This window comes from Dolichospermum circinale AWQC310F, assembly GCF_000426925.1.
GTDB classification, from domain to species: domain Bacteria; phylum Cyanobacteriota; class Cyanobacteriia; order Cyanobacteriales; family Nostocaceae; genus Dolichospermum; species Dolichospermum circinale.
The window spans coordinates 65,034-79,133 of record NZ_KE384711.1; the positions used below are offsets into that span (position 1 = coordinate 65,034).

Sequence of the window (14,100 nt, forward strand, 5' to 3'; positions counted from 1 at the left end):
AATTCTTAACTACTGACAACGGACAACTGACAACGGACAACTGACAACGGACAACTAACAAATAGAGAAAGAATTACCACAACTACATCTGGATATTGCTTGGGGGTTATGAAAGCGAAAACCACCACCCATCAAATCTTCTGCATAATCTAGTGACAAGCCATTAATGTAATTTAGGCTTCCTGGGTCTATGACTAGACGAATATCATCAAACTCTACCATCTGGTCTGTGGCTTGTACAGTTGTATCAAAACCTAAATCGTAAAACCAGTCAGCACAGCCACCAGATTTCACCTGCAAACGAAATAAAATATTTGGTGGTTGTTTGGATTTTAAGCGCCTAATTTCATTAATGGCTGCTGAACTTAAATTAATCATGGAATTTTTTTATTGGTCATTGGTCAAAAAGAAAAAATCCCCCTGTCTATTCCGTTGTAACTATTGCTTATTTTTCACGTGCATAGTCATCTTGATAGCGAATAATATCATCTTCTCCTAAATATTCGCCATTTTGGACTTCAATCAAAATCAAGGGAATCACGCCGGGATTTTCTAAGCGATGAGTTGTACATTGGGGAACATAGGTTGATTGATTATTGCTTAATAATATCTCGTGATCGCCACAAACTACTTTGGCTGTCCCTGAAACAACTATCCAGTGTTCACTACGGTGGTGGTGCATTTGTAAACTCAGGCGATGACCTGGTTTTACTTCAATACGCTTAATTTTATATCCGCGCCCCTCTTCCAAGACTGTGAAAGACCCCCAAGGACGTAATTCACCTGCAGCAATACCTCTAGAATTAATTGTTGGTTGTAAAGTCAGTGTATTCGTGGGGACAGTTTCTGATAATTTAGCCATAATTACCTCATTTGGAGACATAATAAACCCGTTCTTAGCTTTAACAGTTGATGACAAAGGGGGCGAAATTCGTCCACTTTGATTAAGATAGCAAAAGTCAACACTGGCTGGTAAAATGAGAATGTTCAAACTCTATGTCTACATAAAATCTTTATCAAAAACACGACTTAGGGTAAGATGTGGGTAAGATCGCCGACTTCTTCTTTGAAGGTTTCAAGATATTATATAGCCATTTCCATTCAAGTGAGGTACAAGCAGTAATAATTGAAGGCAGATGGACCGAGATAAACGCAGATAATTCTGTACTTCTTTAGACTGGGAAACGCTATAAGTCAAGATCAGAAGTTGAGTCTCTGTTTTTTATCACTAAATAGTTACATCTACGTAGGTTGTCGTTAAAAATTGTCGTTATGACAAGGGAACAGGGAACAGGTTTTGGGCAACTTTATTTTTCGTTACTTATGTCGGTTTTTTTCTGTTCAGCTAGTTACTTCTTTTTTGTGTTTTGGGTAAGTCCTGACTTTGATTCTAGGAAAATTCCAATACCGTTGTGAACACGCGCTGCTGTATTAGGAGAACGATCCAGCAATTGACCACCTAAATAAAGGCTGGTAGAACTACCACCGTCTAGATTTAAAGCGTTGATACAACCCATTGTTTGCATTAATTTTGCTTGTTCTTCTAAGGTTGGACCTCCACCACCTGCGCGATTATGTACGGCAGCAATCATTAAGTTACCTGTATTAAGGGTACAAATACTGCTACGAACTGCTTGACTGTTCATAAAAGCAGAACCGAATTTCTCGGCTTCTCCGTCGAGGACTATTTGCCGATTTTCTAATAATAGGGGTCCTGCACCGATAATATGGGGATAACGACTAAATTCAGGTGTGGTGGTGGTGTTGGTAAGGTCAATTTTTGTCCCAATGGGTAATTGTGGCGTCTCATTACGGAAAATCAGCAGATAACCATTTTTGGGAATAGGAATAGCATTTATACCAGTTTTACCACCCGGTAATTGATTAGTTACTTGATTGTTTTCTACAACAATTATATTTTCATTCTCGGTTAAGGGTGTATAAGTATCTCCCCATAAAGATGTGTAACGCGAAATACCATTTTGAACATAGCCAGTATTGAGTAAAATAATAGGTAAATTTTGATTATTGTTGCTGGTTAGGGTTTCTGTGAGGGTGAGGCGACCAAAATAGAATTGTCCTTTATTATTCCAAGCTATTGCTCCCCGGTTCAGAATTGGTCCTGATATCCATTGATTATCTCGTCTAATTGCCCCTAATGGTAATTTATTATTGCGGTTAAAATAACCACCATTAATTGCCGCTACGGCTAAGTAATTTTGAGCAGTTTGGATTAAAGGGGCAGTACCAGTTAATGTTTGCACGTTAGTTAATATAGGTTTAATGCTTAATCCGACGGTACGAGGATTAATATCCAACCAAACCACGGGAAAGCGATCTGTTCCTAAAGTTACTAGCCGTTGTCGCCATTGTAACCCCTGCGCCCAGGTAATATTTCTTTCGACCATTGCATCAGGTTGAATATCAATTACTAGACGATTTGGCGGGGAGACGGTGCTAATTTGTACAGACTGTCCAAAGGGAATACTCAAACTGATAATTGTTTGATTATTGACAATTTCTATTTTTTCAATGGGTGATTCTGTGCTTTGTGCTATAGGTGGTTTAGGGTTATAAACTGCGAGTAAAGCCGCATCAGCAATAGTATCTAAAGTGACAGTCCATTGGCGGTTGGCTGGTGTGGTAGATTTGGGGATAATTTCATCAGGATCTACTACTTTTTTGACTGGTAACTCTTGTCTAATTTGCCAAAAAGTGGCACTGTCTAAGTCTAGTACAATCCGATCCCCTTTTGGTTGTTTACCAAGACGAATATTTCTCAGTTGAGAAGGGGGAGTGGCAATTACTAATGTGTTACCATTAGCTTTAATTTGCCATTTTGCTGTTTTAGCTAATTTACTTATATCTAAATAGCGGTAGCCACCTCTTAGTTTAGTATTAAGAATTATGGGATTTGTCAAGCTAGAAAACCACTGTATTGGCTGTTTACCAGGATTGTTACTACTGAGTAAATCTATGCCCATTAATTGCTTAACTGCGCCATCACTGATATAAGTTTGCATTCCTGTTGGTTGTAACCATGCTCCTGGTAAGGTTCGGCCATTTATAGTAATTTGATTACCAGCACTAACAGCAGTGGGAACGGAATTTGGTATTCTAGGAATATTTTGGGCGAGTGCGCCATAATTAGCAGTTAAACATAGTCCCGCTGACAGCAGTGGTGACAGAGAATTGAGCATTTTCCAGATCATTGTGTTTTTTGATAAAGTTATTATGCAAAAACCAGCCTAAGAAAAATTTATCAGAAAATTAAAAAAATAATTACCTTTTTTAGAAATAATCATGATAGTATGTATATTGGGTTTTTGTCTCTTATCAAGAGTAACAAACAGTTGTCACACTAAAAATACTAGCGATAACTGCTTTAAATAATACACACTGCTTGGAGACTATCATCATAGTCTTGGAGATTAAATCTAAAATTCCCACAGCTCTAAAATTTTAGATTAGGGTAATTTTTTTTAGAGTGCATAAACAAATAAAAAATAGATAGGCACTGGTAACACAGCTTTGGCTAAATGTCAAGCTAAGGCTAAAATTGTTATCCCTAAATTTTGGTAATTATGTATTTTTATCGAGTGCCAATAAATGAGAAAATTTCCCTATAGCAGTAGTAACAACGTCTGTACCTCAACATTTCAGGAATAAAGTATGAGTCATCAATTAAATCAGGGTCAGCAAACTACAATGTCAGATATCAATTGTCAAGATACTTATTTAGGACAAAAGTGGTTGGTAGAAGAAAGGGATGCTTGTGGAGTAGGGTTTATTACCCATCGTCAGAATATAGCTAGTCATGAAATTTTGGACAAGGCTTTAACTGCTTTAACTTGCTTGGAACATAGGGGAGGTTGTAGCGCTGACCAAGATTCTGGTGACGGTGCGGGAATACTGACAGCAATTCCTTGGGAATTATTGGCACAAGATAACAGTCACGGAATTGACTTTGCTGATGTGAGTCATAAGGCTGTGGGAATGATATTCTTGCCCCAAGACTCGGAAGCGGCTCAAGTTGCTAAGAACGCATTTGAGCAAATAGCAGCAGAGGAAAAATTGACTGTACTGGGCTGGCGAGTAGTTCCGGTGCGTTCAGAGGTGTTAGGTGTACAAGCTAGAGAGAATCAACCTCGTATAGAACAGGTTATAATTTCTTGCGCTGATAAAAGCGGTGATGAATTGGAAAGAGAACTGTATATTGCGAGTAAACGCATTATGCAAGCGGGAAGGAGAATTTCTGAGGATTTCTATGTATGTTCTTTCTCTAGTCGCACCATTGTTTATAAAGGCATGGTACGTTCGGCTGTATTGGGGGATTTTTACGAGGATCTCAAGCATCCTGCTTTTAAAGTATCATTTGCGGTATACCATCGCCGCTTTAGTACCAATACCATGCCGAAATGGCCTTTAGCTCAACCCATGCGGTTATTAGGTCACAATGGAGAAATTAATACCCTGTTGGGGAATATTAATTGGATGATGGCACGGGAAGCGACTCTAAGTCATCCAATTTGGGAAGATCGTTTTGATGAACTCAAGCCACTGGTAAACACTGATAATAGTGATTCTGCTACTTTAGACAATGTATTAGAGTTACTGGTACGTTCGGGACGTAGCCCCTTAGAAGGGTTAATGATGATGGTTCCGGAAGCCTACAAAAATCAACCTGCTTTAGCGGAATATCCAGAGATTGTAGATTTTTATGAATATTACAGCGGTTTGCAGGAAGCATGGGATGGTCCAGCACTGTTAGTATTTAGTGATGGGAAGAAAGTGGGAGCGGCATTAGACCGCAATGGTTTACGACCTGCGCGTTATGTCATTACTAAAGATGATTATATCGTTGTGGCTTCGGAAGCGGGAGTTGTAGATTTCCCAGAAGAGAATGTTCTGGAAAAGGGTAGACTAGGACCAGGACAAATGATTGCGGTAGATTTAAATACCCAAGAAATCCTGAAAAATTGGGAGATTAAACAACGTATTGCGAAACAGTATCCTTACGGGGAATGGTTGCAAAAATATCGCTTAGAATTGAATCGCTTAGTTAAGGGTGAGTCAAATGGTAATGGTAATGGACATCATAGCCTAACTAATGGCAATGGGCAGACTAGCAGGAAAATTGATACACAAGTCCTATTACAACAGCAAACCGCTTTTGGCTACACTCTAGAAGATGTGGAAATGGTAATTCACCCCATGGCCAGCACTGGTGCGGAAGCGACTTTTTGTATGGGTGATGATACTCCATTGGCTGTGCTTTCAGAAAAACCTCATTTACTGTATGACTATTTTAAACAACGTTTTGCCCAAGTGACTAATCCAGCTATTGACCCTTTGCGGGAGAAGCTGGTCATGTCCTTGACGGTGGAACTGGGGGAAAGGGGGAATTTATTAGAACCTAAGCCAGAGTACGCTCGCAAGCTCAAATTAGAATCGCCTGTACTAACTCAAGCAGAATTAGAAGCAATTAAACTGTCAGGATTTGCCACGGCTGAGTTGTCAACTTTATTTCCCATATCTACAGGACCAGATGGTTTGAAGTCTGCTGTGGAATCTTTGCAAAAACAAGCGGCGGAGTCTGTACGGGCTGGGGCGAAGATATTGATATTAAGCGATCGCACTGGTATGGATATTGCCGCAGAATATACTTATATTCCCCCGTTATTAGCCATTGGTGCGGTTCACCATTATTTGATTCGCGCTGGGTTGCGAATGAAAACGTCCTTAATTGTGGATACCGCCCAGTGTTGGAGTACCCATCATTTTGCTTGTTTGTTGGGTTATGGTGCGGGTGCTATTTGTCCCTATATGGCTTTGGATACTGTCAGTGCTTGGTGGGATGATCCTAAAACCCAGCAGTTTATGACTAGGGGTAAAATTGCTACTTTGACATGGGAAAAAGCTATAGAAAATTATCGCCAAGCTGTAGAATCAGGTTTATTGAAAATTCTCTCGAAAATGGGAATTTCCCTGCTTTCTAGCTACCAAGCAGCACAAATATTTGAAGCTATTGGTATTGGTGGTGATTTGTTGGCTTTGGGTTTTCGGGGAACAACTTCCCGTATTGGTGGTTTAAGTGTGAGTGAATTAGCTCAAGAAGTGTTATCTTTCCACCGCAAGGCTTTCCCAGAATTGACAGCGAATAAGTTAGAAAATTTAGGTTTTGTTCAATACCGTCCCAGTGGGGAATATCACAGTAATAACCCAGAGTTGGCTAAGGCTCTACATAAGGCGGTTAATGGTAAGCAATATGACCACTATCAACTGTATAAACAGCATCTGCAAAACCGACCTGTGACAGCACTGCGTGATTTATTGGATTTCCACAGTGAACGGACACCAATTCCTTTGTCAGAAGTAGAGTCCGTTAATGATATTGTGCGGCGTTTTTGTACCGGGGGGATGTCCTTAGGGGCTTTGTCACGAGAAGCACATGAAACTTTAGCGATCGCTATGAATCGCATTGGTGGTAAATCTAATTCTGGTGAAGGTGGAGAAGATCCGGTTCGTTACAACGCTTTAAATGATGTTGATACTGCTGGTAAATCTCCTACTTTCCCCCATTTGCATGGGCTAAGAAATGGTGATACTGCTGCAAGTGCCATTAGACAAGTTGCGTCAGGGCGGTTTGGCGTTACGCCCCAATATCTAGCCACAGCCAAACAAATTGAAATTAAAATCGCTCAAGGTGCAAAACCAGGAGAAGGTGGACAGTTACCAGGACCCAAGGTTAGTCCCTATATTGCCATGTTACGGCGTTCTAAACCCGGTGTAACTTTGATTTCTCCACCACCCCACCATGATATTTACTCTATTGAAGACTTAGCACAGTTGATTTTTGATTTGCACCAAATTAACCCTAAAGCCCAAGTTTCAGTAAAATTAGTCGCAGAAATCGGTATTGGCACAATTGCTGCGGGTGTAGCTAAGGCTAATGCTGATATTATCCAAATTTCAGGCCATGATGGCGGTACCGGTGCATCACCACTTTCTTCTATTAAACACGCTGGTACTCCTTGGGAATTAGGTTTAACAGAAGTACATCGGGTGCTAATGGAACACAGGTTACGCGATAGCGTCATCTTGCGCGTAGATGGTGGTTTAAAAAGTGGCTGGGATGTATTAATTGGGGCTTTAATGGGTGCTGAAGAGTTTGGTTTCGGTTCGATAGCTATGATTGCGGAAGGCTGCATTATGGCGCGAATTTGCCACACTAACAACTGTCCTGTGGGTGTCGCTTCTCAGAAGGAGGAACTGCGGAAGCGGTTTACAGGAGTTCCCGAAAACGTTGTCAACTTCTTCTACTTTGTCGCGGAGGAAGTGCGGAGTCTGTTAGCTAAATTGGGATATCGTTCCTTATCAGAGGTAATTGGTCGCGCTGACTTATTAACAGTACGCTCTGATGTGAAACTCAATAAAACCCAAGCTGTGAACTTAGATTGTTTAACTAAACTACCAGATACAAAAATTAATCGTAGTTGGTTAGTACATGAAAAAGTTCATAGTAATGGACCTGTATTAGATGATCAGTTACTAGCTGATGCGGATATTTGTCAAGGAATCCAGGAACAAGGGACAGTTAGTAAAACCTACGCCGTTGTTAATACCGATAGAACCGTCGGGACTCGGTTAACTGGAGTGATTGCTTCAAAATATGGTGACAACGGCTTTAAAGGGCAAATTAACCTGAAGTTTCAAGGCAGTGTCGGGCAAAGCTTCGGCGCGTTTAATCTTGATGGTGTAGTTTTGAGCTTAGAAGGTGAAGCTAATGACTATGTAGGGAAGGGAATGAATGGTGGGGAAATTATCATTAAACCTCCCGCAAATGCCACTTACAACCCAGCGGAAAACGTCATTGTCGGTAATACTTGCCTTTATGGTGCTACTGGTGGTAGATTATTTGCTAATGGTTTGGCTGGAGAACGGTTTGCTGTACGCAACTCAAAAGGTACAGCCGTGATTGAAGGTGCTGGTGATCACTGCTGCGAGTACATGACTGGTGGTGTAATTGTCGTCCTGGGTAAAGCAGGACGGAATGTTGGTGCAGGAATGACTGGTGGTTTGGCTTATTTCCTGGATGAAGTCGGTAATTTCCCAGATTTCGTAAATCATGCTATTGTTAAAGTCCAGCGGGTTGCCAGTGATGCGGGTGAAAAACAGTTGTATGATTTAATTAAAGCCCACGCTGATAAAACTGGTTCACCCAAAGCCTTAGAAATTATCGCTAATTGGCCAGAGTATTTACCCAAATTCTGGCAATTAGTACCACCATCTGAAGCTGACAGTCCAGAGGCTAAAGTGGCAGAAAAACAATTAAGTGCTGTGTAATTTGTCTGAATCAGAATGTACAGGATTTGAGGATTTACAGGATTTAATTAAATACTTTATCTGTGTTTATCCTGTTCATTCTTTAATCCTTTCTTGTCAGAATCAGGATGTCCAGGATTTGAGGATTTGCAGGATTTAATTAATAACTAGACATCTCCAGAAATTTAATATCCCTCCAACAACTGGAGCATTTTACAGCAAATTGTCATCAAACCTGGAATAAGAACCCCACCCCCAACCCCCTCCCCGCAAGCGATGAGGGGGCTAAGATGTACCTTGTGTGATTGCAAATTGCTGTAGGTTAATTTTCTGAGGTGTCTATTGCATTTGAAAGAAGTAGTACCTACGAGCAAAGTTTGATAATTTGAGTTTGCAACGCGAGTTTTTCATCTACACCAGATTTGAGCATTAGCTCTAGTTCCAACAGCATTTTCAAACTATTTTTCAGCTTGTTTCCACAACAATTAGCAACCTCTTGGCGGATGTAATACAAGCGTTTGGGATTTTTCACGTCTGCAAGTTGGGTTATTGTATTGTCATCTTGACACCCGGTGATGATCATCTGTTTGACTGTTAGCCAAGTGCGAAAGGTAGTAGTCAGGGTAGCGGTAATTTTTAAAGCTGGTTCGTTACAGTGAATTAGGCGTTCAACAAATTCTAATGCTTGAGTAATGTTACCCAAGCGAATGGCGATCGCTAGTTGTAAGCTATTAGCAGCACTTTCTGACACTAATTCTTTCACCATATCCCCAGTGACTGTTTTACCCAAAGCATAAGTTTTGAGCTTTTCTAGTTCGGTGAATATCAGTCGTGTATGATTGCCTGTGTAATCAATTAATACTTTGTAAGCATCAGTGGTGAGTGTCACACCTACTTCATCAGCTAAAGTCCGAGCTTGCTGTATTAATGCTTGGGTTTGCCATTGGGGAATGAGAGGAAATTTTTTGACCTGTGCGTACTCCAGTAGGAGTTTGACTGATTTATTTCTCCCGTCAGGTTTGTGAGTGTTGGTAATTAGGAGTGTATTGCTTGAGGGAATTTTGGGGAGAATGGACTCCAACTGCAACAATATTTCTTTTGAACAAACTCCCAGTAATCTGCTGTTGGTGTACTAATCGTCCTCCACTCCCAACAGGTGGTGTCATGATATCGGATAATGCTTGAGGAATGGTTTCTTTAGATTCTGGGGGGTATTCTGTATAGTTAAAGTTTGCCCATTGTTGATCTAGAGTGTGGGTTTTTAGTTGTTTGATGTTGCGAGTTAGAAAGAATTCGTTTTCACCAAAGTATAAATATGTTGACATAGTAGTACGGCAATTGTATTGTCGTACTTGAGCGTTAGCTCGAAACGCAATATAGAGATTTAATTTCACTATTCAGTAATTGGTACAAACTCATATTCGCTCTGATTTTCTTTTTTAGGAACAATTTTCACCAATTGCACATGATCATCCTTGGGAACATCATTCTGTTTGCAATCACCATTTTGCTCAGACTGAACATTACCTGAAGCGGGAGCATCATTCTGTTTGCGATCGCCATTTTGACAAAACTGAACATTACCTGAAGCACCATCAAACTTGAACTTTTCTGATATGAGAGTTTTTCTTATTTTCTTTTGATCTGGGTTTTTCTTAATGGCTTCTATCAAAGCATTTGTTGCATCATAAGCTAGTGCCGTTCGCCAGCTTACTTTAGCACCCCAAAGATTTTGCGAATTTGTAGCAAAATCTGATTCTGATTCTAATGTTGATTTAGCTTTTGCATCAATATGCCACGGAATTGCTACTACCATTTCATTGAGCCACTCTAGCCAAGCTGCGTCTTTTTGTATAATCTTGTTCGTATAAACAACATCTCCTCCCAAGAGATTGAATTTTTTCTTGCTTTGATTGATTAATAGTATGACCTTATTTAAAGTATCATCATTATCGGGTACTAACATCAATACTTCCGCACCTTCTTTAATAGCTTGATTAGTGCTTTCTGGTGGACTAAAATAAGGACTAGATAAATCATATAATTCATTAGAGGATACCTCTCCTCCGTGAGAATTTACATAATGTACAAACTCTTTCTTAAGCGATAGACTGTATTTGCCCTGAGTATAGAAAATAGCTGCCTTTCTTTTATTCAATGTTTCTAACATATATTTTCCTAGTTTTTCCGCAGCCACTTTATCGCTAGGAACTGTACGAAAAACATAATTTTCTGAGTTTTTTTGCTGTGAAAGCTCAATAGAGGTACTAGTAGGAGTAATTGCTACAAGCTTTTTATCATTATAAATATTTTTTGCTTCTAAAGTGGCACTACTCGAACGATGACCAACTACACCAAGGATATGAGGTTCTTTTGCTAATTTTTTAGCAACTTCTTTAGCAATTTCTGGATTATCATCATCTGATGTAATTGCTACTTTTAAATAGAAGTTTCTATTGTCTTTTGGTAAACAATTAAATTCATTTTGAAATTGAGCTACTCCACGCAAAATTTCCAAAGATTCAGTCGGTTCTTTAGAAATCGGTACAGGTACAGCAATAGTATAAACTTTTTCTTCCTTTGTTTTTACGTTTTCTTCAATTTTGGCGTTATTTAAATAAATTAATGTCTCTGGATCTCTTCTTTTTGGATTAATTGATTTGTTTAAACACTCTTTCCCATCATCTAAGTACAAATATCTGCGTAATTCGTACATAGCATCGGTAAAATTTTTTTTCCTTATTGATTGAATCCCTTTTTCTTTTTTATCTTCGTATTCTGGTTTTTGCTTACTTGATTCTGGAAACCAATTTTTTTCACCATAACTAATTATAATTGGATCTAGCGAAGTAAAAATGATATATACACCACCCAATAATTGTAGAATTATGAATAGGCTAAAAAAGATTACAATTATTTTTGATAATTTACATACATTTTTTTCTTGAGAGTTGTTATGCTGATTCATAGTGTTAATTCACAAAAACGCTAAAATATTTATACTGTTTTGCTGAGGTAGTTTACTTAAGTGAACGGCCTCTCCAAGTCCATCCCCAGCCTGTTTCAGTTTTAATTATTGAGGTAATGGCAATAATGCCAACCATAAGACCCCCTAAACTATGCAGCCACCAATATTTCGTAGAGCTATAAAATGCTCTTGCTGCTATTACCCGCAAATTGTATTGTAGTAGAATCGCTATTACAACTAAACAAATTGCAATAAAATCAACTATCTGCAAACCAATTAAAATACCTTTAATAGCCACAATAATTAACATTAGCCAAGGAACTGAGTAAATATTTAGCATTACTAAAGCTAAAGATACCATCAATACCCAACTACGTTGTGAGCCTGAATATAAAACTTTAGTCCAACCTTCCCAGAGTGTTGCCCAATTACGATACATTCGTATTTTTGCTAAATTTGCTCCTAGTGCATATTTTATCTTTAAACCATTGTGTTTTATAAGTCGAGCTAAAGCCACATCTTCTGCAACTTCATTAGCGACTGCTCTATGTCCTCCAATCTGTTCGTATGATGAGCGCGAAAATAACATAAAAGACCCAAAAGCAAAAGATGTTTTGGTTCTTGGATTTTTTACCTCACCAGAGTTTAAAGAAACAACTAGGTTAATAAACATTAATGGCTGTATTAACCATTCTGATAAAGAGCTACAAATTAATGCTGGAATACAATTGAGCAAGTCCACATTTTCTAATTTTGCTGTTTGAATAACTGTTTCAATTGCTCCATATTTTAGTCGAACATCAGCATCAATAAACAGCAAAAATTCTCCCTTTGCAAGTTCAGCAGCTTGAACACAAGCCCAGTTTTTACCTTTCCATCTTTTTGGTGATGGTCGAGGTAATCCTTGTAATATTTTCAGTCGTGGGTCATTAAGCTTTTCCTTCAGTGTATTTAGAATAATTAGAGTATTATCTGTTGATTGATCATCTACCACCCAGACTTCAAGTTTATCAGATTCTAAGTTGGTGCTTGACAAAATAGACATAACACAATCATGAATATTATCTGTCTCATTATAAGCCGGGATAATTACTGAAACTTTAGGAAAACTAGAATCAATAAAATTATCTGATACAATAGAGTTTGATGGACATAATTGAGACATTTCAGCTACTGCACGTTGCATATAAATTAAACAGGTACTTAAATTAATTAAAGAAAAAATTAGCAACAAAATCAAAATCACGTTTAATTCCCCTCAGAAGTGTTGTAGTAAGTATTAGTAATTTTATTCAAAAATCATTATTATTGCTGAGTTTCAGATGAATACTTTTCAGCTATATATTTTCTTAATTCTCCATGTCTAAATTCATAACTCCCTCCTTCTTTTTTCAATAAATCTACTTTTACAGCTTCTTCCAAGAACTGACCATAATTCCAAGGAATATGTTTGGACATCCAAAGAACTAAACGCAGAGCGAAGTATTTAATACAGACTAAACCTGACTTTTCTCCATTAACTAACCCACTGAGTAAGCTAATCATTAAACCAACACAAATACCAAATAAGATACCACCATATTTTTGATTTTGTCTATAAAAAATCCACCATACAAATTTGGGATAGCGCGAGAAACATTCCCAAAATATCCAAGATATTATTGAAGATAAAAAGCCAATAATCAAAGATATAACAACGAGATCAACAAATGTTTTGAGAATACTATTATTACGATCTTTTATTAACTTAGCTGATTTTAATTTTTGAATGACATTTCCTCTGATCTTCTTGATAAAATTATTTTGAGATTGATTTGAGGTATTAGAGGTATTATCTGTTTTTTTAAATCCCAAAAGTAGTCCGATATTTAGCCCAACGAACAATTCTAAAGTTAACGTACCCCAATAGAAAGTATTCATTTTATCATAAAATTTGTCAAAGGTTTCTATTTTGTAAAATTGTTCTATGTTATTAAAGATAAAATGGAAAATAAAAATACTTATTATCCCAAAAATAAATAGCCCAAAATACATATATTTCCTGAGAATTGCATAATTTTTATCTTCTTGTGTGTTTTGATTATTTGCTCTGCTGATTTCTCGGAATAAAAAATAATTTATGATGAAAAACAATAATAATCCTATCAAACTCTCAAGTATATCGTCTTTTTGTATATCTATATTGTCAATATTAATGACAATTGTTATAAAATTATTTAGCCAGGGGTTATTTAACTTTTTCATCGCTAAAGGATCAAATATGCTATTTATTAATAATGTACTCCACATACATAGTCCAGAAAATGCAGCCCATCCCATTCCATACATGACCGATTTTATAGCTTTTTGATTGTCAAATGACCATTCCTGATGACTTACTGAGTCTATTTTGTCTTCTGGTAAATCTAAAAAATAAAATATTAATGCAAAAACTATTCCAAATACTATCATATCTAAAATCTGAATGTTATCTGCTTGTGAGTTTGAAATTAACCAACGTATTATTGTAGATACGAATCCAATGATAGCAGATCTTACTTTAGATTGAGTATCTGTATTTAGTTTTAACCAAGATTTTGTATTTAGCTTTAGCCAAGATATTATTCCACCTATTAATCCAGATATAGATCCAGAGATTAATCCAAAAAAGATATAATTGATTGTATTCAAATAAGATTGAGGATTGTCAGAATTATAGTTTAATATTTCAGAAAGTATTCCCGTTGATAAGCCACATAATATGCCTACAATTAACCCAACTAAAATATAATAAAGTATTTTTTCTTTATTTTTTTCAGACAATAATT

At 37.6% G+C, this 14,100-nt stretch carries 8 protein-coding genes and 1 pseudogene; 1 reads left to right on the plus strand and 8 read right to left on the minus strand.

Annotation, left to right across the window (positions count from 1 at the left end):
- Positions 1–54: 54 nt before the first annotated feature.
- From ACIR310F_RS0118485 to ACIR310F_RS0118495, 3 genes are all read right to left on the minus strand, one after another.
- The gene (locus ACIR310F_RS0118485; RefSeq protein ID WP_028085101.1) at positions 55–378 is read right to left on the minus strand and encodes a HesB/IscA family protein; all 324 of its coding nucleotides are present in this window, start codon (positions 376–378) and stop codon (positions 55–57) included.
- 67 nt (positions 379–445) lie between these two features.
- Positions 446–862 (minus strand): cupin domain-containing protein, encoded by a 417-nt coding sequence (locus tag ACIR310F_RS0118490; protein WP_028085102.1) that lies wholly within the window; start codon positions 860–862, stop codon positions 446–448.
- Between the two features lie 487 nt (positions 863–1,349).
- The gene (locus ACIR310F_RS0118495; protein ID WP_051289740.1) at positions 1,350–3,212 is read right to left on the minus strand and encodes a phosphodiester glycosidase family protein; all 1,863 of its coding nucleotides are present in this window, start codon (positions 3,210–3,212) and stop codon (positions 1,350–1,352) included.
- A gap of 460 nt (positions 3,213–3,672) precedes the next feature.
- Between ACIR310F_RS0118495 and ACIR310F_RS0118500 the strand changes: the two genes are divergently transcribed.
- Positions 3,673–8,346 carry a glutamate synthase-related protein gene (locus ACIR310F_RS0118500; RefSeq protein ID WP_028085104.1) on the plus strand — a complete coding sequence of 1,558 codons (4,674 nt, stop codon included), beginning with the start codon at positions 3,673–3,675 and terminating at the stop codon, positions 8,344–8,346.
- A 343-nt stretch (positions 8,347–8,689) separates the two neighbouring features.
- Here ACIR310F_RS0118500 and holA read toward each other — a convergent pair whose 3' ends face one another.
- From holA to ACIR310F_RS26380, 5 genes and pseudogenes are all read right to left on the minus strand, one after another.
- Complete coding sequence (gene holA / locus ACIR310F_RS23120) at positions 8,690–9,406, minus strand: DNA polymerase III subunit delta (RefSeq protein ID WP_269208387.1); 717 nt, start codon at positions 9,404–9,406, stop codon at positions 8,690–8,692.
- The gene (locus tag ACIR310F_RS27420; protein ID WP_269208388.1) at positions 9,339–9,650 is read right to left on the minus strand and encodes a hypothetical protein; all 312 of its coding nucleotides are present in this window, start codon (positions 9,648–9,650) and stop codon (positions 9,339–9,341) included. The genes holA and ACIR310F_RS27420 overlap by 68 nt, the downstream gene beginning before the upstream one ends.
- 68 nt (positions 9,651–9,718) lie before the next feature.
- Positions 9,719–11,293 (minus strand): ABC transporter substrate-binding protein, encoded by a 1,575-nt coding sequence (locus ACIR310F_RS23125; RefSeq protein ID WP_051289742.1) that lies wholly within the window; start codon positions 11,291–11,293, stop codon positions 9,719–9,721.
- Positions 11,294–11,345: 52 nt separating this feature from the next.
- Positions 11,346–12,479: a glycosyltransferase family 2 protein gene (locus ACIR310F_RS0118515; protein ID WP_231387596.1), complete on the minus strand. Its 1,134-nt coding sequence runs from the start codon at positions 12,477–12,479 to the stop codon at positions 11,346–11,348.
- Positions 12,480–12,598: 119 nt separating this feature from the next.
- A pseudogene (locus ACIR310F_RS26380) lies at positions 12,599–14,100 on the minus strand (hypothetical protein); the annotation flags it as partial.

Excerpts from the sequence above, each read along its gene's own strand:
- ACIR310F_RS0118485 (WP_028085101.1), bottom strand. The coding sequence starts at position 378 with ATGATTAATTTAAGTTCAGCAGCCATTAATGAAATTAGGCGCTTAAAA.
- ACIR310F_RS0118490 (WP_028085102.1), bottom strand. The coding sequence starts at position 862 with ATGGCTAAATTATCAGAAACTGTCCCCACGAATACACTGACTTTACAA.
- ACIR310F_RS0118495 (WP_051289740.1), bottom strand. The coding sequence starts at position 3,212 with ATGATCTGGAAAATGCTCAATTCTCTGTCACCACTGCTGTCAGCGGGA.
- ACIR310F_RS0118500 (WP_028085104.1), top strand. The coding sequence starts at position 3,673 with ATGAGTCATCAATTAAATCAGGGTCAGCAAACTACAATGTCAGATATC.
- ACIR310F_RS27420 (WP_269208388.1), bottom strand. The coding sequence starts at position 9,650 with ATGTCAACATATTTATACTTTGGTGAAAACGAATTCTTTCTAACTCGC.
- ACIR310F_RS23125 (WP_051289742.1), bottom strand. The coding sequence starts at position 11,293 with ATGAATCAGCATAACAACTCTCAAGAAAAAAATGTATGTAAATTATCA.
- ACIR310F_RS0118515 (WP_231387596.1), bottom strand. The coding sequence starts at position 12,479 with ATGCAACGTGCAGTAGCTGAAATGTCTCAATTATGTCCATCAAACTCT.